Source organism: Tessaracoccus defluvii, assembly GCF_014489575.1.
In the GTDB taxonomy this organism is placed as follows: Bacteria; Actinomycetota; Actinomycetes; order Propionibacteriales; family Propionibacteriaceae; genus Arachnia; species Arachnia defluvii.
Genome location: NZ_CP060789.1, coordinates 2,251,217 through 2,274,955 on the forward strand (window position 1 = coordinate 2,251,217; position 23,739 = coordinate 2,274,955).

Genomic DNA, 23,739 nt, shown 5'->3' on the forward strand with positions numbered 1-23,739 from the left:
ACTCCTTCGGTGTGGGGAGGGTGAGGCTCAGCAGGTCTGCTGAAGCGTGATGAGCACCTTGCGGTTCTTGGTGCGCTCCGAGGGGATCGGGTTCCCGGCGGAGTCGCGGTCCGGCACGCGGCCGGGATAGTCGGGGCCCAGTCCGTCGATCGCGACGATCTGGTGCTCGGCGACACCTAGCTCGATGAGCAGGCGGGCGGCGGCGGAGGCGCGGAGCCGGCTGAGGTCCTTGCCCTCATTCGGGTCACCCGAGAGGACGTCGGCCGTGGTGCCCTGGATCCGGGCGGTGCGGTCCGGCGACTCCTTCAGCCACTCGGCCAGCGGGGCGAGTGCCGCCGTGGCCTCATCGACGTCCGCCCAGATGTCGGTCTCCGGTTCGAACCGGGCGCCAGAGGCGCCATCGAAGCTGAGCGTCTGGGGTTCGCAGGTGGCGATGGGCTGCATCGTCGGGGCCGGCGGAGGGGTCACCACCGGCACGGTGAACTCCGTGGCGATTGACTCACCGCTCAGCGGCTGTGGATCGACGGTGACCTCCGCCCCACCGGCCATCAGGACCTCCCTCCACAGGGCGGTCAGGTGCTCGACCTCGCTGACTCTCAGGGGGATCTGGGGTGCGGCGGTGGCTCCAGTGGAAGTGAGCACTACGGTGACGCGCGTGAACCCGTCGAAGCGGATGAGCTGGCCCGATGAATCGAGGTAGGAGACGTAGTCCTGTGGTTCCGCCTGGAGGGCACCCTCGTCGAGCATGGACAGGGGGCCGACGGTGTCGAGGCCGCAGGCCAGGCAGATGATGGTGGGGTCCGTCAGCCCCATCGCCAGGGCGGAATCACGGGCCACCGCCAGCGCCGAATAAGCATTCGCTCCGTCGCTGTCGGGCAAGGCGGTAATGCCCATGCCGACCAGCTGAAGGGCCCGCTCCAGGTTCTTCGCCAGCGAATGCTGGTTGTTGCCGGTGACGCGCGGGATGGGCAGGTCCACCTGCCGGGGAGACCCGTCGGCGGACACGATGGTCACCGGCAGGCCGCTGACGAGCACCTCGGTCAGCAGCGAGGTGTTGGCCGGCGACAGGCGGAGGGCGGGGACGTTGGCGCGGGAGTTGGCGACGACGATAACCCCGTCGGTGGGCGGTGGCGCCGCGGGAGGCGGTGTGGTCCCTGACCCACAGGCGGTGACGAGGACGGCGAGGAGCAGGGCGGCAAGTGAGCCGGCGAGGCGGGTGAGTCTGGGCAGTGGTGTTGCGTTCATGCTTTCTATACCCGTGAGGGCGCCAGACTTCGGGATTTCCCTCAGGGCGTGGGAGTTCTGGCCATCCTGCCGTCATGGGCCCCCTTTGACGCAGGCCTGTGGCCCGCTTGAATCCGGCCCAGGCTGTCCGTCACCACCACATGTGCCATTCTTCGAGCGGGGGAGCCGAAGAACTATCTGAAGGGCTGGTCGTGGGGACAGTGACGACAAGTGGTGCGCCCAAGGTGGTTGTGGTGGCCGACGAGGCCTGGGTTCCGCTCGCGCAGGGGATCGCACTGTTCCTTGCGGATCAGGGCCTGGACGCCCGAGTCGGCGTTGCCGACACCGATGACGGCGCCATCGTCGTTCTCCTCGCCTCCCAACTGCCAGCCGGCCTTCAGGCTCTCCTCGACCTGCCGGGGAGACTCGTTCCGGTTGCGGTCGGCCCCGTGGACCCGGCCGCGGTTCCTGGGCAGCTCGCCGAGCTCAACTGGGTGCCTTGGGCCCCACAGCGCGCGGAGGACTCGTTGCAGGCGATCTTCGGGGCCTGCGTCACTGAGTTGGGCGCCTTCCACGCGCTCCAGAGTCTTGAGGCCAAAGTGCGTGGGTGGGAGGCCTCGGGAAGGAACCCCGCAGACCTGGTCGACACAAGGGCAGGCTGGCGTGCGCTCATGAAAGCGGTTGCATCGGTGCCCACGGTGTCCCCGGAAACGTTGGCCTTTCTGAACAGGTCGAGGACAGCCACCCACGCGGCCACCCTGAGGAGCGTGCTGAGAGGCTTGGTCTGGATCACGTTGCTGGCGGTGGCGATCCCGGCCGTGATGGGCGTCCGCCAAACCGTCGTGGCGTATCAGGAACGCCAAGGTCTCCTGCAGCTCGCCACCGGGTCATCCGATGGCTTCCTCCCATCCATACAGATACCCAAGTTCGCCGCGCTCGTGAAGATGAGCGACGATGCGGGGGAACCGGTTCCACTGAACGCCGATGCACAGCTGGCGCTTCTTCTCAGCTCTCCTGGCCCTTCACGCTCCCTGACCACAACTGCTCAAGGCATGCTCATCAACTCCACCGCCGTCGCGCCTGACGGTCAGCTGATGGCACTGAGCGGCGACGGGAAGCTGTGGCGCGGACAACTCCGAACCACCGAGACCGAACTCATCGCCACATTGCCACACCCGGGCTATCTCCTGGCAACAGACCAGGCCCATCAGACATGGGCGGCTGCTGATGACGTCCGCCTCACTGTCGGCCGGGACGACGCTATCACGACAACCAGCAGCCGGTTGGGATCAGGGATCTCAGGCCTGGTGATGGACTCGCGTGGCACCACCCTGCTGGTGCGTGGAGATGATGAGACCGAGGTCTACAGCCTCGCAGCCTCCCCCGCCTCCTCGGCCGGCATGACGACGTAGTCGGATATGGCGAGGTGGAGGGCAGACTCATCCTCCTGAAGCGAAGCGGGTCTGGAGTCATCGTCATCGCCGCTGCGACAGGCGAGGAACTCCGCACTGTGTCCGTCGTCAGCGAGGTCGACGCGGCAACCATCACCGACAACGGGTCCGTTGTCACCGTCATCGACGGGCGCCTCTGGATCGAGCGGGGCGGATCAATGACCAGGTCAGGCATCGCTGTGCCCACACGGGTCACTGACCTTCAGGCCGTGTCGGACAACGAGGTCCTGGTCACCACGATCGGTGGAGGCACTCGCCTGATCGATACCGCGACCGATCTGCCTGGGATGGCCACCTGTACGTCTGGACTCGCGTTCAGCCTGGAGGTCTCGCACGACGGAGCCTGGGTTGTCTGCAGGAATTCAGGGCAAACCTGGATCTGGGACCTCTCACCTGCACGTCCCATGGGGCCGGGGATCGCTGCACAGGGTCTCCGTGAAGCTTCCGGAGGCGTCACGTGGGCCGGCATCATGGACGGTCGGCTGGCGTTGGCGCGCCACGGTGCTCACCTACGCCTGAACGTCGCGGGCAGGCGGCCCGCCGAAGCTGCCGTTGAGGACCTCGAACCCCAGCTGCTGATTGGGGGAACCCTGACCGCACTCGCGCTGTCACCGGACGGATCGAGCGTTGCCTACGCCTCCGACGACGGCTCAGTGGTCGTGGCGGATGTCTCCCCCGACCTGGGGCTGAAAGTGGTGGCAGTCTGGCGGGCGCCCGACGCCGTGCCGGTCAATGGTCTCGAGTTCACCGGTGACGCGCTGCTGGTGCGCACCACGAGCGCGACCTGGAGCCTGAACCCCTGCGCTGGCTGCCGCCTGGACAGAGGCGTCCTCTGGGAGGCGCTCTCGAGGAAGCAGGAGCCCTGTTACGAGGCCACACTTGCCGACATCGTTCCCAGCCGCGCCCTCGACGCCCTGGGGATCCGGCTCTGCGAAGGGAGTGGGGGACCTTGATCTCCGTCTTCGTCTCGTACTCCAGGCTCGACGCCAACCGGGTACTGCCACTGGTCGAGAAACTCAAGGCGTCTGGGTTCATCGTGTGGATCGACCAGACCTCCATAGCGGCATCGGTGCCCTGGCACGAGGAGATCATCAAGGCCATCCGCTCGGCTGACCTGGTGATCGTGATGGACTCCACGCACTTTCGGGAGTCCCAAGCCTGCGCTGCGGAGGTGTCCGTCGCCGACAGGCTGCGCAAGTCGTCGCTGGTGATCGATCTCGCCGATACCCGAACAAACTGGGTCGAACTGGTGACGCTCGAAGCGGACCAGATCGGTCCGATCGAGCGGGTACGGTCCCTGCTGCTCGGCGCGAGCTACCGATGGGACAGGGCGGGGCGCCCCCGAGATCACCTCGTGCGCGGGCCTCTCCTCTCGAACTTCGCCACCGTCCTGCCCCTCACCGACGACCCCTACGCCGCGGAGTTCGTCCGCGCCTCCAGAAAGCGGCGACGACGACGACGCTATGCCGCGGCATTTGCGGGCCTGACGACGGTCTCGATCATCCTCGCATCGAGGGTGGTGGCCGAACTCGACGATGCGGTCCACTCGAGGATCGAGTCGGCGACCGTCGACATGGCCACCGCCCACGAGGTCGAGGCTGCGCTTCGCAGGAGCCCGGCAGCGGGGCTGCGACTTGCCGTTGCGGAGGCGGAGGCTGCCGACACGTGGTCCACGCGCATGGGCCTGGCGGGGGCACTGCAGCAGGATCTGCCCCTCTCAGTGACCCGCCCCGGCGAGGGGGCAAGTCCCGGGACAGCGCCCACCCTTCCCTCCGGCTTCGAGGCCACCCAAGGGAGCCAGAGGATAGTGGTCACGCCCGCAGGTCTGCGGATCGAAGGGCCGGTCCCTCTCCGGCTCTCCCTCGGCCCCGTCACCGCTGTGGCGTGGAGCCAGGACGGACGGCTGATCGCCGCTGCGACGGCGCAGGGGGTCAGGGTCATCCGGGTTGACAGCGGCATCGAGCTGGCCGTGCTACGAGGCTTCGAAGGGGCGATCACGGACCTCGCGTGGTCGGATGAAGGGCTCACTGCCGTAGCGGGGACCAGCACCGCAACGTGGGCCCAGCCGGCAGTCACTCCGTCCGCCACAACCGATTTCGAGGTGCACGCCGCGTCGATGGGACCCACCGGATCGGCTCTCCTCGTTGGGGCTGCCGGAGAACTGGCTTTGTGGGACGGCCAAGCCCTTGCTCATCTGGCTGGCTCAATACCATTCACCGACTTCCTTTCGGTCCGCTCAACAGGGAGCGGGTGGGTGGTTGCCAGCAACACGGAGGACGGCGGGGGACTCCTCACCCCTGTCTCGAGCTCCGGCGAGATAGGCCCAGAGACCCGGCTCGGCGGGTGTGAGCCGTTCGCCATGGCGGTAGCAGACTCCACGGCCATCATCGGCTGTTTCGCCTCCGACGTCCTGCAGGTCCGGTTGGCTGACGGGCACAGTGAGAGACTGCCCGTCAATGACTTCCAAGTAGCCGGCCTCATTCGCGATACCGACGGCACCCTCCTGGCCACCTCGGTCTATGGCGAGTTCTTCAGGTGGACCGGGGAGGAGTGGGCGATGCTGGGCGCATGGAGCACCGGCTGCACATTCGGCTCCACGATCCTGGAGCCCTCCCCCGACGGCCGACGCATCCTGGTCAGCGGCAGCGGTGTGTCTTCTCTGTGCACACACCTGCGAAATCACCCCGATGATCGAAGTGACCAGAACCGCCTCGTTCCACCATCAGGAGTCCAGACCATCCGCGCGGCAAGCTGGTCCCCAGATGGTCGGACGCTGGCAGCAGCGGCAGCGTCCGGCGAACTCTGGTTGTTCGACGCCGAGCACTACGTCACCCGTGAGGTGATGGTCCCCTCGGGCCTCGAACTCGTCGGGGTGGAGTTCATCGATTCATCGTCAGTTCTCATCGCCACGCGGGACGGCGAGATTCTCACGGTCGACGTCTCCATGGCGACGGCTGACCTGGCCGGTCAACGAGCCCTGGCCGAGGAGATGCTGATCATCGCCGAACAGCTCGAGGACGCCTGAGCCGAGTACGCCGTTTGCTCAGACAGGCCACTTCGGCACCGCACCAAGAGGGAGAGAAGCATGGACCGTAGCGGCCACTTTTATGCGTGCTATGTGGTGGACGAGATCTCGAGAGCCAGACTGCTGGAGTTGATTCCGCCGAGGTATCCGGACGTCATCGCGCACCACATCACCGTCCAGTTCGACGTTCCGAGGGATGCGGCACCACCCGACCCGCCATCGAGCGTCTGCGTCACCGGAATCGCGGATGACGGACATGCCGTTCAGGGACTGCGAGTCGCGATCGACGGCTCCTCGGTGCGGCCAGACGGACGGATCTACCACATCACGTGGAGCATCGATCGATCGAAGGGCGCCAGGCCGGTTGACACCAACCTCGTGATGTCGTTGACCACAGAGCTGGCACCCATCGATATCGCGGTGACGCCGGCGGTGTTCGGCGAAGGCTAGCGCGCGGAGACGGCCCCCGCGTGCCGTCGGTCACACCCCCTCGCGCGAACACCCGGCCTGCCCCAGCGGTCAGCCGGCGTCCCGTCGCCGCCACGGCCGCAGAGCGACGCCTGTGAGCACCATCACGACCCCAAGGCCCAGGATCGCGTAGAGCCACGGCCCTCCTCGCGGGAGGACCTGCACCTCAACCGCCACCGCTCGAACCGTGCCGTCCGCGCCTTGGCCGAGGACGACGGCGTGATGCTCCCCGGCCGGCAGGTCCGAGGGAAGTCTGACGAGTGCCGAGACCCGCCCTTCGTCGTCGGCCAGGGCGGAGCCCAGGACCCGTGGATCCGACTCGATGAGGATCACCACTTCCGTGGCAGGCAGGAACCCGTCAGCGTCCACGTTGAGCGGTCCACCCGCCTGGGTGCGTGGCATGTCATAGCCGAGGAGCCTGAGCGAGAAGCCTTCGAGCGGGTTGGGAGGGGTCCGGGTGATCTCGGGGTCCCAGATCGGCGTGCCGACGAGATCGAACTCTTCGGCGGCAGGCGTTTGAGACCACGCGACAATGGCGCGCGCCATCGCTGTGTGTCCCTCCGGCGTCGGGTGCAGCAGCTCCTGCGTGTTGAGCAGCTGTATCCCGGCGTCCACCGGCGTGCGCGACAAGCTGGTGGTGCTGACGGTGACCCCGTAGCTGAGCTCTCCCCCTCGCAGATCGTGTGGTCAGGCTGGAATGCGCCTTCCACCGTCGTGACCACGAACACCGGGCGTCCTTCACTGCGGAGGGTGTAGGCGGCCAGCGACACGCTCGTGTTGAGCGCATCGAGGAACTGGTTGAGATAGGCCAGTTCACTACCACCGACGCCAAGCACGCATCCGGACGGGGAGGCGTTGCCGGGAAGCGTCTCCGGGACGATCCGCGGATAGGGCACCACGACGATCGGCACAGTCCGTCGTGACCGATTCCGGGCCGCCTCGTCGTCGTTGACGACGGCGTCGACGGATCTCAGGACGTCGACGATGTCGCCCTGGACAGCCATGGCGCGCTCCAACGCATCGGTCGTCGAGGTCCGGGCGCCCGACCAGTCCACCTCGATTCCCTGGTCACACCTCCACCCGGCCGGCCAGGAGAAGACGCGGAGCTCCGCCAGGACGTTGCCGTAGATGCAGCGCCTACCGATGAGCCCGAAGCCCGCATCGTTGCCCCCGATGGACATGACAACGGCCTCCGGCGGGTCGTCTCCCAGCATCAGGTCGCGCAGCGCCAGCAGTTGCGGCCTCACCGCCTGGTCTCCGGAGTTCTGCGGGGCGAAGAAGTCGGACGTGACCGCCCCCGAGCACGCGATGACGGTGGTGTTGTCCGCCCAGATCGCGTGAGCGTACGTCGACTGCGAGCGGTGGCAGAGCGAATCGCCCTCACCGCCGTCGGTGTCACCTGAGTAGAAGCTGGCCCCTTCGCCCGACGAGTACGAATCGCCGAGCACCACCACGGAGTCGACTTCGGCGAGCACACCCCCGAGTTCGGTGCGCGACACGGCACTGTCGATGTGGAAGGTGCCGTCGACGATGGCCGGGGCTGCGTTGGTCGCGGTGGCCGTGACGGTCCAGGAGGCGTCCCGGGACCATTCGAGATCATCGGGACGCACCGCGAACACCAGGCTCCTGGAGACGCCGACATCGAGGTTGCCCAGGAAGCGCACGGGGCGCGGAACCAGGACGGTGCTGGTGCCCGTGTCGTCCGTCGAACGCACGGTCAGCGAGACGCGGACGTCGGCCGCTGCCACCCGTCCCCCGGCCCGGACCGTGACCACGACGTCGCCTCCGCTACTGCCGGTGGTGCCGTTGACCACGCGTACCGAATCCGGTGCATCGACCGTCAGCGACAAGGTGGCTTGTGCCGACGACGCGATCGCAGCTGAGAGCTCGTCCCCCGAACCGTCGCCGGCGTCGACGTAGCGACCACCGGTCGCGTCAGCTACACACCGCATCTCGGCCTCTGCCGCGCCTGCCAGATTCAGGCCGACGGTGTTGATCTGGACGTCCAGGCCGCTGTCGCGGATCTCATCGGCCACCTCACACACCGGCGGTTCTCCGCAGTTGGATTCGCCGTCTGACACCAGCACGATGACGCCCCGGGCCTCCTTACCGTAGCTGTCCCGGATCAGGGAGGCTGCGTGGCGAAGGGCCGGACCCGTTGGCGTGTTTCCGTCCGGAGTGAGCCGGCGCACGGCGGCGGCAGCCGCGGCGGGATCCAGCGGCCCAGGGGCGACCTCCACCCGTCCCGTTTTGCAGCCGTCGACCACCAAGGCGCCGCGTCCTGGATAGGCCAACAGCCCGAACGGCTGGTCTGCACCGAGGCTGCCGACCAGATCCAGGACGGCGGAGCGGGCTGCCTGGATGCGTGAGTATCGCTCGCTGATCAGCCCACCCACCCCCTCGTTCATCGAGTCCGACGTGTCCATCACCACGACGACGGGCGTGAACATCCCGAACGGATCATTATCGGCCGCCGTCGCGGCTGGCAGGACGACAATGGACGCGGCGACTGCGGCCAAAACTGCGAGACAGCACCCCTGCATCCACCGCGTGGACCGTGCGGTGAGGCTCATCGTGACGCCTCGAGGTCCGCGAGTTGCTCGGAGGTCCCGAGCAGACGGGCATCTCCGAGCACGGCGACGGGTTCGCCGTCGACCGCGATGATCTCGATGCGCAGGCGCAACACCTCGCGCAGGTCCACCCGCACCTGCGTTGTCTCCCCGTAGGCGGCGGTGGCTTCGGCGAGCACCTTGCCGTCCCCCAGGACGCGGACGGCGGCCCTTCCCACATCGCCCCGGTCCGAGACACCGATGGTGGCCTCCAGCGCGGACACTCGTCGTGACAGGACCCACTCGCCGGCGGCTGCACCATCATCGAAACGGCAGGCAACACTGTCCTGGACGGCGATGCCATTGAGCATGGCCGAGTCGACGGCCCTGCAGGACGTGGGCTCAGCGAATGGCAGGGCCGAGAGGGACAGCGCGTCGCCGGCGTCTGCCACCACCACACGCAGCACCGGGCCGAGGGGTTCGCCAGCCTCTGGGTCGATTGAGAGGACGGTGCCGTCGGCGACGGTGGGATCGACATCGCGGGTGACGTGGACCACGGCGCCCAGCGACTCCACGAGTCGACGGGCCTCGGAGAGCTGTGTGCCGATGAGCTCAGGTGTGGCCACTGACTCCGACAAGGTGATGGTGACACCGCCGATCGCCTCGTCCCCCGGGGTCGGCACCTGCTCAGTCACCACACCCTCCGGTCCGGCAGCAGGTGCCGTCATGGTTGTGACCGCAGAGGTGATGCCGGCGTCGGCGAGGACCCGCGCGACCACGTCGGACGTCAGACCCAGCAGATCGGGCATCGTCGCCACGGCCTCCGCGACGGGGCTCGACTCGGTCTCGACGGCCACCACCCGATCTGGCGCCACCACGGTGCGTGGAAACAGCAGCTGGCCTCCGGCGAACCCGATGAGAAGCAGCCCAATCACAGCGATCACCCATCCCAGGGGGCGCACCCAACGACGGTTCATGCGAGTTCCTTCGTGTCAGCCGGGTCGCCAATCTCGATGCCCTCGGCGGCCAGTGCGCGTGCCATCATCTCGACGTTGCTGCGATCGAGCCCCCGTTCACTGCCGAGAGCGGACCACGGCTTGACGAAACTGTGGCCCTCGGCGCCGTTCCTGCGTTGGAAGTGCGACCAGCGACGATGCTCCGCCTCAGCCAGCAGGCTGACCTGGTCATCGGTCAGGTGGTGGAGTACGGGGTTGTCGGACCGCCGCCAATCCAGACCCACCAGGGCGAGCTTCACCGGATAGTCCCTCACCACCGCCCGGTTGGAGGCCTGGTAGAACTCGCTCATCTCGTCCCAGGCCGCGGTGGCCAGCGCCGACTGGGTGGGGTTGCGCAGGTCTGCCTGCTTGTCCACGTAGGCCTGGTGGACCAGCGGGGCAAGCCTTTCCACCGCCGCGTCATCCAGGAGGGGCTCCTCGCGAGAACTCACCCCCAGCCCGCGCACTGGATGAGCCCCGGCAGGCGGGCTGCCGTCTCCAGCGCCCACGCCGTCGCCTCCGGCCCCGTCGGGAGCAGCCCGTCCATCCCGGAGAGCAGGATCTTGGCCATCTCCCGCAGCCGGGCCGGTCCGACGATCGGGGGTTCGCATGGGCGGGCCCCGGGCCGCGCGTCCAGACCGCCGGCCTCCAACACCTCGAATGCCAGCCTCGCGCCATTCCCGACGAGCCGGCGGATGCCGACTCCGACCCTCGCGTCATCCGGACGGACGTCGATCAGTTCGCCCGTCGTGTCTCGGACGAGTCGCCCGAAGATGGACGGGCTCTCGGGCGGCCACGCGCGGGCGTCGGCCGCCACCTCGTCCGCCAGGAGGTCCACCGAGCTGCGCTTGAGGACGGACAGATCGCTCAGCAGCGTGCCCCTGGAGATCCAGACAAGGCGGTCCTCATTCGATCCGAGGGACGTGGTCCAGTGCTCGGCGTCGTCCACGATCACCGCCACCCGCGCGTCGGGCAGCTCGCGCAGCAACGCCCGGGCCACCGGCAACGAGTCGCTGCCCCGGGCCAGGGCCACGTAGGCGCGCAGCCCCGACGATCGCCCTTTACCTTCTGGAGGCGGCGGCCAGCCTTCCATCACCCGTTGCGCGGCGGCCGCGACCCGGGCCGGGGTGAGGCACGGCTCCTCGCTGACCCGCAGCGAGTGGTCCAGGCCATCACCGCGAAGCGCCGAGGCGAACGTCGGTCCGACGCTCAGACAGTGCACGGCCGGGCGACGGCCGTCGCGCCAACCCGCCACGAGGATCCGGCGCACCAGCTCGGTGGCCAGCAGATCGTCCCCGATCACGAGGGGAGGGGGAACCGCATGCTCGGCCGGGTAGGGAGGAGAGATTCGGAGGGTCTCGAGCGCAACCTGCGTGGATCGGCACACCGCGTGCACTCCGGACGCGGGGCGTCGGAGCCACTCCCTCGTCAAATCCGGTGACTCGAGCACCACCGTGCGGTCAGCGGTCGAAGTGGCCGGCATCACGCTGGAGAGGAGCCGGACCGTCTCGTCATCGCTGTCGCCGACGACGATCACGCGAGATGCGTCACGCAGGACTCCGTCGAGTTCACGCTCGCCCAGTCCGGACAGCACCCGGATTCTCTGCGCGGTGAGTTGAGCGGCCTCGTCGTCTGCCAGGTCGCCGACCACAGAGACGCTGCCGTGGGATGCGCCGCGCCGGATGCCCTGGGCCAGTCCCCGGATCTCAGGTCCGGTGCCGACGAGGACGGAGTGTCCCTTGTCTCGCGTGGCCAGGTACAACGTGATCTGGGAGCTGAGCACGGCGGTGATCACGCGAAGGACGGCGTAGAACGCTACCCCTACCGCGAGAAAGCGGGCCGCCTGCAGCGGCCAGACAGGGTCCGTGCCCTCGTACGACACCGCGAACAGCTGAAGGGAGCGGTAAAGGTGGTCCAGGAACGAACCGGCGGGGTCCTGCTGCCACCAGCCGAGCACCCCGAGCCCCAGCACGAGCAGCGCAACGCTGCCGATCACCGGGATCTCCCGCCTGGCCCACCGGCCCTTCGTCCAGCGGTCACGCCCCATGTCGAGCCCCTCCGTCCTCGGTGGGCCGATACCGCCCGTGGAACTGATCCCCGGGCACCACCCACATGGCCCCATCGAGCCGCACCACCCAGTCTCCGGCCCGCGCCACGCCAGGGCCCTCAGTGCTGTCCACTGCCTCGCCGTGGGAGGCCGGCCTGGCCTCCGCCCACCCTGACCGCTCGAAGACCCCGGTGTCGACAGGCCGGTAGGAGGATCGCAACGCCTCCTCCGTGATGCTCCATCTGTCATCCGGCCGGCGCGGGTCCCAGAGGCGCCAGTCACCGGCAGCCGCCCTCATCGTGCTGCCGGAGGCGGTGGACCACACCCATGCGGCGGAGAGCACCTCACCGTGCACCGTGCCGACCCGCCGGAACCACCTCCAGGGGCCAACCGCCGTCACAGGTGACTCGCGCTCTCGATGACCACGGAGCCTGTATAGCAGGTTGTCTCGGCCTGCAGGACGTCGGCGGTACACACCCCGAGATCGGGCGTGACGGCGCTGTGCTGCCGTGATGAACACCGTTCCTGATTGCCGTAGCCCCGCACCGGCACATACTCCGGTGCGCTCAGTCGCGCCACGAAGTCGGTGAGAGGGAGCTGCCGCGGCCCGACGGTGATCCCGGGTTCAGCGAGGATGCGCATGCAGAGCAACACCCTGGTTTGGCGGGTCCATGTCTCGAGCCTTCAGCAGACCAGAAGCCTCGTGGCCAGCTACCTTCGGGCGCGGGTGCCGTTGATCATCGTCGAATCGATCGAGCCGGGGCGCGTCATGGAGCTCTTGAGAGACGTGGCCGACGAGATCCGCTCGATGAACTTCTACGAGCACTCCCGCACCGAGGGCATCAAGGACCTCCTCACGCAGCAGACCATGGGCGACGACACCTCCCTCGCCGCGGCGCTCGACCAGGCCCGCGTCACGTTCAAGGCCCGCAAGAACGTCAACTTCGTTCTCACCGACGTCGAGGATCTGGCCGACGAGACCTCGACGTCGCGGCACCTCGCGGAGATGGTTCGTCTTGCCGAGACCTGCAGCGGCAGCATCATCCTCATCGAGTCCAAGCCCGTCTGGGGCGGCTTGGCCCGCCAGGGCATGAGCGTGGCCCTGGACGTGCCGACCACCGACGAGCTGGTCCGCACCCTCCAGGGCATCATCGACGACCACCAGGGGGTGGTGACGGTCGAATGGGGCACCGCGGAAGTCCGTCGCGGCGCTGAGATCCTCACCGGCATCACCGAGACCGAGGCCGTCAACGTCCTCATGACCATGCTGGCGAACAAGCACCTCGCCAACGCCGACCTTGCCCAGCTCTCGGAGTACAAGGACCGCGTCTTCGGTTCGCTGGCCGGGATCGAGCGGGTCCCCCTGCGTGAGGACTACCGCGTCGGGGGTCTGCAGCAGCTCCAGGACTGGCTGGTGGACCGCGAGACCCTGATGAAGGCCGACCTGTCGACCACCCGCCTGCACCCGCCCAAGGGCGTCCTCCTCGTGGGAGTGCCCGGCTGCGGGAAGTCCCTGTCCGCCAAGGCCATCGCCCACAAGTGGGGGCTTCCGCTGTACCGGCTGGACATGGCGGGGATCCTCGGGATGTACGTCGGGCAGTCCGAATCTCGGCTCCGCGAGGCGCTTGCGGCGGCGGATCGGGTGGCACCGTGTGTCCTGTGGATCGATGAGATCGAGAAAGCCCTGTCCACCTCCGCCGGTGACGGAGGTACGTCCCGACGTCTGATCGGCCAGTTCCTCTACTGGCTGCAGGAGTCGACGTCGAAGACCTTCCTGGTGGCCACGGCCAACGATGTCACCACCCTGCCGCCGGAGCTACTCCGCAAGGGGCGATTCGACGAGATGTTCTTCGTCGACCTGCCCGACTCCGAGGACCGGGAGGAGATCCTCCGCCTCTACTTCGACCGCTACCTTGACATGGAAATTCCGCCGCACCTGGCGGCTGAGCTGGTGGACCTCACCCATGGGTTCTCCGGGTCGGACATCGACTCGGTTGTCCATGCCATCGCCACGCGGATGTACACCAAGGGGACCACCGTTCTCCCACCCGAGCAGGAGCTGCGGGCGTGGTTCGCCGACGTCGTCCCCTACCGCCGCTCCAACGAGGAGGACGTCGCCGCGCTCCGGGCCTGGGCCAACGGCCGATGCCTGCCCGCCGGGACACCTCGCACCGCAGGCCACGCAGGGACGGCAACCGCCACCCGCCGCCTCGTCGTGGCATAGCCGAGGAGCGACGTGAGCACCACACCTCAACCCTCATCCCGAAGTTTCCCCATTCCAGCGCTACTGATCGGACTCGGCGTGCTCCTCATCATCGGCTACCTGGCCTGGCAGATGACCAGCGCGGCCACGGACAGCGCCGTGCCCGCGGCTGCCTCCACCCTGGAGCTCCTCCCCGCACCATCGGAGCCGACCCCCGCCGAACCGGCCGAGGAGCCGTCACCCGAGAGCGCCGAGCCCAGCGAGAGCACCCCGGGGCCCACAGCGAGCGAACCCGCACCGTCGACACCGACGGAGGAGCCCTTCTCGGGGGCTGACGATGAGGCGCTGCCAGGCGACGCAGGCGGCGACGCCTACAGCTCGGAGGAAGCCGCCCTCGAGCAGCTCGCCGGCTACGCCCGGGGATACGACGCCATCATCCCGAAGAACAGCCAGTGGGTGGTCCAGCTGTCGTCGAAGTACGTGGGCGTGAGCGATCCGCTCCTCACCGCGGCCAACGGCACCCACACCTTCTACGCCACCGACATCGTGGCGGAGTTCGAGCAGATCGCCCAGTCGGTCACCAGCGTCCAGGTGGTGCTGCTCGACAGCCGCACCTACGGAAAGCAGCAGCTCATCGACGGTAAGAACCTCTGGGTCACCTTCGGGCTCAGCGACTACTTCACCAGCGAGGACGACGTGCTGAGCTGGTGCGCCGGGGAGTTCCCCTACCTCGAGGGACGGGAGCGGCTGAACGTCTGCATGCCCACCCGACTGAAGCCACCGAACGGATAGCCATCGACGGTCGCGGACCCCCGTCGATCTCCAGGAGCCCAGCTTCCGGGCCGGTCCCCGTTCGGCTGCCGCCACGACACCCGAGTCCGCGAGGACAGGGCGTGACAGGAACGTGACAAAACCGCAGCCTGTGTGGAGCCGGAGCGATCGCCTCGCCCAGAATCACGACCGTGAAGGTTCGGCGCAGCACAGACGACCAAAGCGCCGACGCTCCCCACCGGAGTGCAACAACTACCAACAGATCCTGGAGGAATCATGACAACCTGGAATGACGTCAAGCGCTACATCCACTCGAACTACAAGGCCGAGGACCTCACTGACGATGCGATCAAGCTCCTGTTCGACACTGGACGGCTCAGAAGCCAACTCGTGTTCCTCGTGCACATCGAATCCGAGAGCGGTGAGAGCTGGCTGCAGGTCCACTCACCGATCGGAGACCGCGGAGAAGTGAACCTCGAGCGAGCGGCGGAGATCCTGAGCACTAAGGTGGCCGGGGGTCTGATGATCATCGGGGACAAGGTTCTCGTCACCAACAGCTCGCCCCTGAGCAACCTGGACACCAACGAACTGGTGGATCCCATGCTCTCGATTCTCCGGACGGCCGACGAGTTGGAGGACACGCTCCTGGGGGTGGATCGGCACTGAGCAACCGGACGCCCGGGACGGAGTCCGGCTGATCACAACCAGACTCCGCCCCGCTGTCCGTCAGGTCCGGCGTCGAAGCCAGGAGGGTCGTATGCGCGCAGATGTCACCGGAAGACGGCCGTGAGCGGCCCGAAGGGGTACGGCTACTCGGTGGTCTCGGCGGAGGAGTTGCGCCGTCGGGAGGACGGGGCCCGCAACGGCCGGTGCGAGCAGCACGTGATCACGCTGGCCGGCCTGATCGGTCAGCTGCGTCACCTCGGCGTCGCCACTCCCAAGGAGGTCGTGCGGCCGTCGAAGCCGACCCACGACGCGCTGATCGCGTGGGAGAAGTCGCTGGAGAAGGCCATCGCCGAAGCCGAGAAGCGGGTCGCCGACGAGTCGGCGAAGGCGATCCTGCGTCGCCTGAACGCGACGCGAGAAGCCGTCGATGTCACGGGCGTCAGCCTCGGGGGCGCCCGCACCCGACCGACCACGGGCGCGGGTCGGCCTGCGCGGCACCCCGCCCTCGAGCAGGTCGCAGGCGGCGTCACAACGGTGGTGACGCTGGTGGCAGGTCTGCACGACCCGGCGGAGCGCGACGCGTTGACAGCGATGGCGGAGACGATTCTCGGAACCACCAATCCAGCCCAGGCGCAGGGAGACCTCCTCACGCTCAAGACCAGGGTGACCAATGCTCGTCGGGTCCAGGAGTGCCGCGAGCAGGCTGCCCAGGCCGTGCTGGAGGTAGCAGGCATCGAGTCCCCGGAGGCGGACCTACTGCGGGAGCGTGCAGCGGAGGCCTTGACGCCCGGGGACGTGACGGCGCTCAGGGGTGCGGTCAGGTCGCTGGCTGAGCGGGCGGCGCGCGACGCCGACGCCACGTATGTGCGGCGCGCCCTTGAGGACGTGGTGGCCGAGTTGGGCTTCAGCGTGGCCGAGGGCTTCTCGCTGACGAAATTCGGTGCGGTCGGGGTGGCCGAGCACGCGGATCATCCCGGCTACGGGCTACGGCTCCAGGTGAACCCCACGTCCGGCCAGCTCCTCACGCGCGTGGTGGCCGACGGGGTGACCACGGCCGAGGCTGACGCCCGCGCCGAGCGGGAGACCTGTGAGAAGGTCCATGCAGTCGCGGCAGGGCTCGCCCGGCACGGCGTCGCGACGGACCTCACGGTCGAGCGCCAGCCGGGTGAAGCCCCCGTCCTACGCCGCGAGGCCGGGTCGACGAAGCGGAACCCCGCCACCCCACGGAGGACCAGACGCACCGCCGACGCGAAGGAGCGCGCCAGGTGACCACTCAACCCTCGCCCGCCTCCAGCGCGGTCCCGGCCTGGCTGCGTCCGGAGGAGAAGGCCACCCCGATGTGGCTGAGGACGCTCTATGCCTCGCTGCCCGTGGCGGCAGTGTGCGTGGTGCACGGTGGCATCCACGACCTGCACCCGATTCCGCTGGGCGGCCAGCTGCGCCCCGATACCACGATGAATGCCATCTGGCAGGTGCTCTCCGAGTGCGGCTTCCACGCCTTGCTGACCTTCGACCCGCTCAATGGGCTGACGATCTTCAGGACGGCTTCGGGGTGGGACCCTGCCGGTATCCAGCATGCGCTGAGCGCCCAGACTCGATCGACGCTGGTGAAGAACCTGCTGCAGACCCCCACCGAGCGGGCCCTCCGGGCGGCGGACGATCCGGGGGCGGCACAGGTGAGCTTCATGGGAATGGACGCCATTGCGGAGACCGTCGCGCAGACGGCGGAGCCGGCGATGGCTCTGGTGATCGACTACAACTCTCAGATGCGCGGCGACAACCGCGAGGACGATCCGGGATTCCGTCAGCTCATGCTGGCATCCCTGATGCTGGCCAACTCCCACTCCCTCGTCAAGGACAAGCTGGTCCGGTTTGCATGGCCCGGTCGCGACGGCCAGCTACGGCATCCCGTGATCTGGCTCGTCGACCGGCCCGACGACCTACCCGGCTGGCTCACGCAGGGAGACGGCATCCGGCAGATCCCGATCGCCACCCCCGACGTGGACTCCCGGCTGCGGGTGGCACGGCTCCTGGTGTCAGGCCAGGTCCCAGCCGGCGACGTGGGGTCTGTGGCGCAACGCTTCGCCGATGCCACGGAGGGGTTCTCCACCAGGGGCATGTTCGAGGCGGTGCAGCTGGCGCGCGGCACGAACTCGGTGGCCGGGGACATCGAGGGCGCCGTTCGCACCTACCGCGAGGGGTTGTCGGAGAACCCGTGGCAGTCCACCCGGCTGCGCGAACAGTTGGCCGATGGACGCACGGTCCTGCAACGCCGCGTGAAGGGGCAGGATGAGGCGGTGGAGCGGGTGCTCGACATCCTCAAGCGGTCGACCCTGGGTCTCACGGGCGCGCACCAGCGGCAACAGGCCACCGCGCCCCGAGGCGTGTTGTACTTCGCGGGCCCCACCGGCGTGGGCAAGACCGAGATGGCGAAGGCCATCGCCGAGCTGGTGTTCGCCGACGAGCGGGCGTTGGTGCGGTTCGACATGTCGGAGTTTCAGGACGACCACGCCAAGATCCGCCTGATCGGCGCCCCTCCCAGCTACGTGGGGTACGGGGCCGGCGGCGAGCTGACCAACGCAATCCAGCAGCGACCCCATTCCATCGTCCTGTTCGACGAGATGGACAAGGCCGGGCGGGACGTCAACGACCTGTTCCTGCAGATCCTCTCCGACGGGAGGCTCACGGACGGGGCTGGACGCACCGCGTTGTTCAGCGAGTCGCTGATCGTGTTCACCTCCAATCAGGGCGCCACCACCGCCGGAGACCTGCTCAACCTCGATCTGGACGCCCCGGGACAGGCCGAGCTGTATGAGGACACCATCAAGGGGTCGGTCGAGAATCATTTCCGCGAAACCCTTGGGCGGCCTGAGCTCCTCGGGCGCCTGGGCGACAACATCGTCGTCTTCCGGCCGATGCGCGGCCAGACTGCCACGGGTCTGGCAGACACTCTCATCGACACCATCGTGTCCAACGTCCGCATCCGCGTCGGCAACGATGTGATCCTCACCGCTGGAGCCAGATCAGCGCTGCTCGAGGCGGTGACCACAGCCGACGACCTGGCCCGCGGCGGCAGAGGCATCACGACGGCGTTGGAGAACCGCCTCACCAATCCGCTGGGGCGCGCGCTCTTCAGCCTCGGCCCGGATGTCGCGGTCACCGTCACGGCAATCGGTGTGGGCAGCGACGGCCGGCCCACCCTGGACATCGAGCGTCGATGAGGCTCCAGCTCAGCCGGGTGGCGCATCCCGTCACCGTCCTCGGGCCGGGACGTCGTCTGGGCCTGTGGGTTCAGGGCTGCTCCATCCACTGCGCAGGCTGCGCATCGATCGACACCTGGGATCCCGCCGGCGGCCACCGCGCCGACACGGAGCCACTCGCCGCGCAGTTCGCTGACCTCATCGTCGAGGCTCGCCTGTCGGGCCTGACCATCACCGGCGGGGAGCCCACCGAGCAGTCCGACGCCCTGGCGGACCTCGTCGTCCGCGTGCAGCGCTCCCTGGACGAGCGTGGTGTGCGGCCTGTCGACGTCCTGGTGTTCACGGGCCGCACAGCCCGGGCCGCGGCCCAGAGCGCCCCGGCCTTGTGGGGGGTCGCGGACGCCGCGGTCTGCGGTCCGTACCGCGCCGACAGGCCCAGTGATGAGCCGCTGACATCCAGCTCGAACCAGCGCCTCGTCACGCTGACTCCCTTGGGCCGGTTGCGCTTCCCAGGCGAGGCGCCCCTCGCCGGCCGCGGCCTGCAGACCCACGTCGCGGACGGCGAGATCACCCTCATCGGTCTGCCGAATCCCGGCGACCTGCCTCGGCTGGAGGAAGCGCTGCGCCGACGCGGCATCACGATGGAAGGACGATCATGGCCCACACCATGACCTGCCCGCTGTGCGGGCAGCAGCACCCGGCCTCGACCACCTACTGCATGACCATGCTGGCCGAGATCCCCACGGTCCCGACTGAGCTGCCCGGCCAGGATGGGGCCCCCGGTCTGCAGGGGATGGCCAGGTGCCCGTTCGACGACCACGAGCACCCGGTGACCGAGACCTACTGCAGGTGGGCGTTCACGCCGTTGCCCGAGAACTGGTTCGTCCCCGGGGCGCCCCAGCATCCGAGCCCGGCCAGCGCTCCGGTGACCTGCTCAGAGTGCGGAATGGCCGGCCAGGCAGGAACGGAATGCGTCCAATGCGGGGCACCGCTGAGCCACCCCACCGGAGCGGCGAGAACTGTGGCCGAACTCCCGTCGGGCAGGACCGTCGTGATCCCCCACGGGCGCGAGGTGGTCATCGGCCGGCGCAGCGAGATCCCCGACATCCGGGACGGGTTGGAGCAGTTCGACGCGGTGTCGCGTCGCCACTGCCTCATCACCATCTCGCCGGCGGGAGACCGGGTGACCGTGCGGGACCAGGACTCGGCGAACGGCACCTGGGTGGGTGACGCTCCCGAGGAGGTCGCGCCCGACGAGACGCGAACCTCGACCCTCCCGGTTCGGCTCCGGCTGGGACAACGCGTGTACGTCACACTCAGGCCGGAAGGCGGCGAATCATGACCCAGCCCGTTCCAGGAGACCCGGCCCGCACCTTCACGGTCCGGGCGGAGATCTGCGGCAGCACCGAGGTGGGGCCCACCCGGGCCGACAACCAGGACGCCATCATGATCGCCAGTGCCGTCGGCACCGCGAGTGGGACCCGCCTCTCCTGGGCCGGCGTGATCGGCGCTGCGGGCGTCCCCGTCGCCGTGATCGACGGCATGGGCGGCTACGCAGGCGGCGCCGAGGCGGCAGCCCTGACCGCAACCGGGCTGGCGGGCGTGAGCCTCGATCAGGACCCCGAGGGCTGGGACGCCACGTTCGCCGATCTGTCCCGGCGCATCGCGCTCGCGGGTCAGGCCTGGGGCACCCCGCGCATGGGTGCGACAGCCGCGCTCCTGGCCATCACGCCGGGGGCCCTCGTCATGGTCAATGTCGGCGACTGCCGGATCTACCGCGTGGCCGGCGGCCACCTCGGGCAGATCAGCGTCGACGACCGGACCGACGATCCCGGCTCGTCGGCGGTCACGCAGGCTCTCGGCGGGTACGAACACATCGACGCACACACATGGCGCCAGGAGTACCGGGGCGGTCGCGAACGCTACGTCCTCTGCTCCGACGGGGTGTGGGGCACGCTCGACCCGGCCGTGCTCCGTGACATCTGCACGGCGGACCGCTCCCCCGCCCAGATCGTCGACGCCGTGACCGCGTCGATCTACGCGCAGCAGGCCACCGACAACTGCTCCATCGTGGTGGTGGACCTGACGGCCACCCCCGTCGACCCCGGTGGCCGGCAGTCGGTCGCGGCCTCCCCCGGGCGGTCGGTCGACATCCAGACCATCGACGAGGAACAGAGGTCCGTGCGATGAGCGACGACCCCACCGTGGTCGAGCACGGCAACGGTACAGAACCGGCCACCCCCACTCGCCGAGAGCAGCAAGGCCGCCGCGGTACACCCACCCGGCGCGAGGGTGGAGGGGCCGGGGGCACCCGTCGTGAGACACCCGGCCCGCCTCAGCCTCCGACGAGCCAGCGGCTCAAGCTCCCCCCCAGAGTGGACGCCGACTACACCTACCTGCGCGACCTCCACTCGGGCGGCGAGGCGGATGCGGCGCTGCTGGAGCACAAGTCGAACGGTGAGGTGGTCTTCTTCAAGTCCTACCGGCCCCAGTACCGGCCCGACCGGCTGGCGATCGAGAGCCTCACGCAAGCAGGGCGGGCGGAGGGTGGGTCCCCGCACCTGGTGAAGATCATCGACTCCGATGCCGACCCGGCCGGGACGTGGGAGATCCAGGAGTACTGCCCGCTCGGGTCCTTGGGCGACTGGGTGGCCGCGAAGGGCGGGAGGCTGGACAAAGAGACCCTGACGTCGGTGGTGCGGGAGCTGGCCGAGGCGCTCCGATTCCTGCACAGCTTGGGCTCCGGCATCGCGCACCGCGATCTGAAGCCCCACAACGTGCTCGTGCGCACTGCGGAGAAGCCGGACCTCGTGTTGGCCGACTTCGGCCTGGCCAGGGCCCACCAGGAGGTCACGCATCTCACCACCACAGCGAAGGGCACCTGGCACTACGCCGCGCCTGAGGTCCACGCCAAGGAATCATCGGCCAAATCGGACTGGTTCGCCCTGGGCGCCATGGTCTACGAGTTCTACGTCGGCCGGAAGCTGTTCTCCATGGCCGACGGCACTGAGGTCTCGGACGACGATGCCCGGGCTCGATGCCTGAACCGCACCTTCACCACGGAGCTGATCGACGACCCGCGGTGGAGGCTTCTCGCCGACGGCCTCCTGACCGCGGACAAGGACCTTCGCTGGGGCGCCGACCAGGTGGAGGCGTGGATGCGTGGCGAGTCCCCCCAGGTGCACGCCTCCCCGGTGGCCTCCGACGGCAGAACCCCGCGTCCGGCCGGCGGCTACCGCCCGAACTGGAGTCCGACTCTGGTCTACACCCCGCCGGAGCTTGCCGAACAACTCCGAAAGCACTGGGACGACGCTGCCACCGAGCTGGCCGGCCGGCCCGACGCCTACATGATCCAATTCCTCCAGCGTTTCCCCGACATGGAGCACGCGGTGAGGATCATCGAATCGACGGAGGCTCCTGGTCCGAAGCTGGTCCGTCTCCAGCCGCTGCTCGACCCGGACGGCCCCATCCACTACGACGGCACGCCGATCGACGATCAACACCTCAGGCAGCGCATTCAGGCGGCCGCAGGCGGAGATGACAGAGCGCTGGACTGGCTCGACTCGATGGTCAAGGATCGGATCCTCAGCACGTTCGGTGAGGCGCTGAACTCCGATGTGGTCTCGCACGCCGCCTACCTGCTCGCGAGGTGGCGCGACCAGGCGGAGTCGGCGACGCGGCCGCTGTCGAAGGAGTACAAGACGCTGGCCCGGCAGGCGTACCGTGGCGCGCTGCCAATGCTGTTCACGCGCGCCCTCACTGCGGAAGGTGGCCTCGCATGAGCGGCATCCCGGCTTTCGTCGCGGAGGCCCGACGGGCGGCAGCGCGCGATGTCGGCCAGAACGCGACGATGAAACAGCTCGCCCAACTGGTCGAGGGAGCGAGCGACGACGATCTCGGCACCCTGGTCGTGGCTCACGCCGTGCTGACGCACGCCGCCGACCAGCGCGCCGCGGAGGTCGCAGGTGAGAAGGCCGCCGCGGAGGAGCGGCGGAGGGCAGCGGCCAGACGAGCCGTCGAAGCACGTCAGGAGGCGATCGGCCGGCGCCGCAGCACGCGGGTCTCCCGGCTTCGCCAGCAGTTCGTGCCGAGGCTCATCCTCAGCGCCATCTACGCGGCGTTCGTCGGCTACGTCACCGCCCAGATCGATCAGGGGAGCTTCTTGGAGAGGGCCATCCCCGTCTTCGCGGTGTGCGCCGTCACGGTGGCGGGCACCCTGCTGTTCGACTGGTTCGCCTACTCGTCGGGGTCCGGGCTTCCCAGCAGCGACCCGGGAGGCCGCCTGCGCAAGTGGTGCGTCGGGGCAGGAGGCCTGGTAGGTGCGGCTCCGTGGCTCCGCTTCCTCTCCGAGTGGGGCGGGAACGGCTACCCCGACCTGGGACCGTCGCTCAGCGTGGGGCAATTCGTCACCAGCTGGACGGCCGTCACGCTCCCGGTCGCTCTGGCCTGCGGCTGGATCATCGGCGGGATGATCACCGTCGCGGTCGGGAGCAACGCGGACCCGACCCACGGCTCGCGCATCGAGCGAACTCAGCGGTTCCTCCTCCCCCTTTCCTGGCTGGGTCCCATCTCGGCGGTGAGCACCTTCCTCCTCTTCAACTGGTCGCAACTGGCGTACTGGTTGATAGGCGGCCTCGGGACACCCCCGGTCATCCCGCAGTGGAACCCGTTCCTCCTGTGGAGTCACCCGGTCTGGCTGATCATCCTCGGGACCACGGCGATGGTGCTCCACCACGCTGCAAGTCAGCTCAGCGGGCGCGCGGTCTGGCTCGGGTACGCCGCGGCCTACCTGGGCGCGCTGCTGGGTCTGCTGAGCCTGGTCACCAACCCCGGCCACATCGTCACCTGGCTCCTGGACTGGGCTGTGCGGTCGTTCAGCTGAGGATTCGGCACGGTCCGTCCGTCATAGTCGGTCGACGGATCGAGACAGCGAAGGCGCCGCCATCCCGGAGGCACCGCGATCCAGGAAAGAGGGGGAACCGACCATGTTCAAGACCGAGGCGTCGAAGACGAAGCAGGGCAACTGGCTGCTCGAGGCGAGCTGCGCCAAGGGACACACCGTGTTCAAGGACCAGATGCACCCGCAGGGCCCGTACAAGTGCCCGTACTGCGGGGCGGACGTCTACTGAGTTCGCGGCCC

At 68.5% G+C, this 23,739-nt stretch carries 22 protein-coding genes; 15 read left to right on the forward strand and 7 right to left on the reverse strand.

Annotation, left to right across the window (positions count from 1 at the left end):
- Positions 1–27: 27 nt before the first annotated feature.
- On the reverse strand, positions 28–1,245 hold the full coding sequence (locus H9L22_RS10820; RefSeq protein ID WP_187719929.1) for an OmpA family protein: 1,218 nt from the start codon (positions 1,243–1,245) through the stop codon (positions 28–30).
- 233 nt (positions 1,246–1,478) lie between these two features.
- On the opposite strand from H9L22_RS10820, the gene H9L22_RS10825 reads away from it, so the two are divergent.
- Genes H9L22_RS10825 through H9L22_RS10840 form a run of 4 tightly spaced genes read left to right on the forward strand, consistent with a single transcriptional unit; the run spans position 1,479 to position 6,150 of the window.
- Positions 1,479–2,636, forward strand: coding sequence for a hypothetical protein (locus H9L22_RS10825; RefSeq protein ID WP_187719930.1), 1,158 nt, complete (start codon positions 1,479–1,481; stop codon positions 2,634–2,636).
- Between the two features lie 14 nt (positions 2,637–2,650).
- Positions 2,651–3,628: a WD40 repeat domain-containing protein gene (locus H9L22_RS10830; protein WP_187719931.1), complete on the forward strand. Its 978-nt coding sequence runs from the start codon at positions 2,651–2,653 to the stop codon at positions 3,626–3,628.
- The gene (locus tag H9L22_RS10835) at positions 3,625–5,700 is read left to right on the forward strand and encodes a toll/interleukin-1 receptor domain-containing protein (RefSeq protein WP_187719932.1); all 2,076 of its coding nucleotides are present in this window, start codon (positions 3,625–3,627) and stop codon (positions 5,698–5,700) included. The genes H9L22_RS10830 and H9L22_RS10835 overlap by 4 nt, the downstream gene beginning before the upstream one ends.
- Before the next feature lie 60 nt (positions 5,701–5,760).
- The gene (locus H9L22_RS10840; protein WP_187719933.1) at positions 5,761–6,150 is read left to right on the forward strand and encodes a hypothetical protein; all 390 of its coding nucleotides are present in this window, start codon (positions 5,761–5,763) and stop codon (positions 6,148–6,150) included.
- 69 nt (positions 6,151–6,219) lie between these two features.
- On the opposite strand, the gene H9L22_RS10845 is transcribed toward H9L22_RS10840, so the two are convergent.
- From H9L22_RS10845 to H9L22_RS10870, 6 genes are all read right to left on the reverse strand, one after another.
- Entirely contained in the window at positions 6,220–6,537 is a 318-nt protein-coding gene (locus tag H9L22_RS10845) for a hypothetical protein (RefSeq protein ID WP_187719934.1), read from the reverse strand.
- On the reverse strand, positions 6,498–8,741 hold the full coding sequence (locus tag H9L22_RS10850; RefSeq protein ID WP_187719935.1) for a VWA domain-containing protein: 2,244 nt from the start codon (positions 8,739–8,741) through the stop codon (positions 6,498–6,500). The genes H9L22_RS10845 and H9L22_RS10850 overlap by 40 nt, the downstream gene beginning before the upstream one ends.
- The gene (locus H9L22_RS10855; RefSeq protein WP_187719936.1) at positions 8,738–9,661 is read right to left on the reverse strand and encodes a PASTA domain-containing protein; all 924 of its coding nucleotides are present in this window, start codon (positions 9,659–9,661) and stop codon (positions 8,738–8,740) included. The genes H9L22_RS10850 and H9L22_RS10855 overlap by 4 nt, the downstream gene beginning before the upstream one ends.
- 29 nt (positions 9,662–9,690) lie before the next feature.
- Entirely contained in the window at positions 9,691–10,125 is a 435-nt protein-coding gene (locus tag H9L22_RS10860; protein WP_187719937.1) for a hypothetical protein, read from the reverse strand.
- Between the two features lie 35 nt (positions 10,126–10,160).
- The gene (locus H9L22_RS10865) at positions 10,161–11,759 is read right to left on the reverse strand and encodes a hypothetical protein (RefSeq protein WP_187719938.1); all 1,599 of its coding nucleotides are present in this window, start codon (positions 11,757–11,759) and stop codon (positions 10,161–10,163) included.
- Positions 11,760–12,155: 396 nt separating this feature from the next.
- A complete protein-coding gene (locus H9L22_RS10870; RefSeq protein ID WP_187719939.1) occupies positions 12,156–12,401 on the reverse strand; it encodes a hypothetical protein in 246 nt (81 codons plus the stop codon).
- Here H9L22_RS10870 and H9L22_RS10875 point away from each other — a divergent pair.
- The 11 genes from H9L22_RS10875 (at position 12,400) to H9L22_RS10925 (ending at position 23,728) form a co-directional block, all read left to right on the forward strand.
- Positions 12,400–13,983, forward strand: coding sequence for an AAA family ATPase (locus tag H9L22_RS10875; RefSeq protein WP_187719940.1), 1,584 nt, complete (start codon positions 12,400–12,402; stop codon positions 13,981–13,983). The genes H9L22_RS10870 and H9L22_RS10875 overlap by 2 nt on opposite strands.
- Positions 13,984–14,061: 78 nt before the next feature.
- A complete protein-coding gene (locus H9L22_RS10880; RefSeq protein ID WP_187719941.1) occupies positions 14,062–14,754 on the forward strand; it encodes a hypothetical protein in 693 nt (230 codons plus the stop codon).
- Positions 14,755–15,009: 255 nt separating this feature from the next.
- Entirely contained in the window at positions 15,010–15,399 is a 390-nt protein-coding gene (locus tag H9L22_RS10885; protein WP_187719942.1) for a hypothetical protein, read from the forward strand.
- Positions 15,400–15,519: 120 nt separating this feature from the next.
- Positions 15,520–16,668, forward strand: a complete 1,149-nt coding sequence (locus H9L22_RS10890; protein WP_187719943.1) for a hypothetical protein — start codon at positions 15,520–15,522, stop codon at positions 16,666–16,668.
- On the forward strand, positions 16,665–18,620 hold the full coding sequence (locus tag H9L22_RS10895; RefSeq protein WP_187719944.1) for an AAA family ATPase: 1,956 nt from the start codon (positions 16,665–16,667) through the stop codon (positions 18,618–18,620). The genes H9L22_RS10890 and H9L22_RS10895 overlap by 4 nt, the downstream gene beginning before the upstream one ends.
- Entirely contained in the window at positions 18,617–19,270 is a 654-nt protein-coding gene (locus H9L22_RS10900) for a 4Fe-4S single cluster domain-containing protein (protein ID WP_187719945.1), read from the forward strand. Before H9L22_RS10895 ends, H9L22_RS10900 begins: the two co-directional genes overlap by 4 nt.
- Entirely contained in the window at positions 19,255–19,941 is a 687-nt protein-coding gene (locus H9L22_RS18910) for an FHA domain-containing protein (protein ID WP_226965806.1), read from the forward strand. Before H9L22_RS10900 ends, H9L22_RS18910 begins: the two co-directional genes overlap by 16 nt.
- Positions 19,938–20,789 (forward strand): PP2C family protein-serine/threonine phosphatase, encoded by an 852-nt coding sequence (locus H9L22_RS10910; RefSeq protein ID WP_187719946.1) that lies wholly within the window; start codon positions 19,938–19,940, stop codon positions 20,787–20,789. The genes H9L22_RS18910 and H9L22_RS10910 overlap by 4 nt, the downstream gene beginning before the upstream one ends.
- Positions 20,790–20,974: 185 nt before the next feature.
- A complete protein-coding gene (locus H9L22_RS10915; protein WP_187719947.1) occupies positions 20,975–22,381 on the forward strand; it encodes a protein kinase domain-containing protein in 1,407 nt (468 codons plus the stop codon).
- Entirely contained in the window at positions 22,378–23,481 is a 1,104-nt protein-coding gene (locus H9L22_RS10920) for a hypothetical protein (RefSeq protein WP_187719948.1), read from the forward strand. The genes H9L22_RS10915 and H9L22_RS10920 overlap by 4 nt, the downstream gene beginning before the upstream one ends.
- Before the next feature lie 103 nt (positions 23,482–23,584).
- Entirely contained in the window at positions 23,585–23,728 is a 144-nt protein-coding gene (locus H9L22_RS10925) for a hypothetical protein (RefSeq protein WP_187719949.1), read from the forward strand.
- Positions 23,729–23,739: the final 11 nt, after the last annotated feature.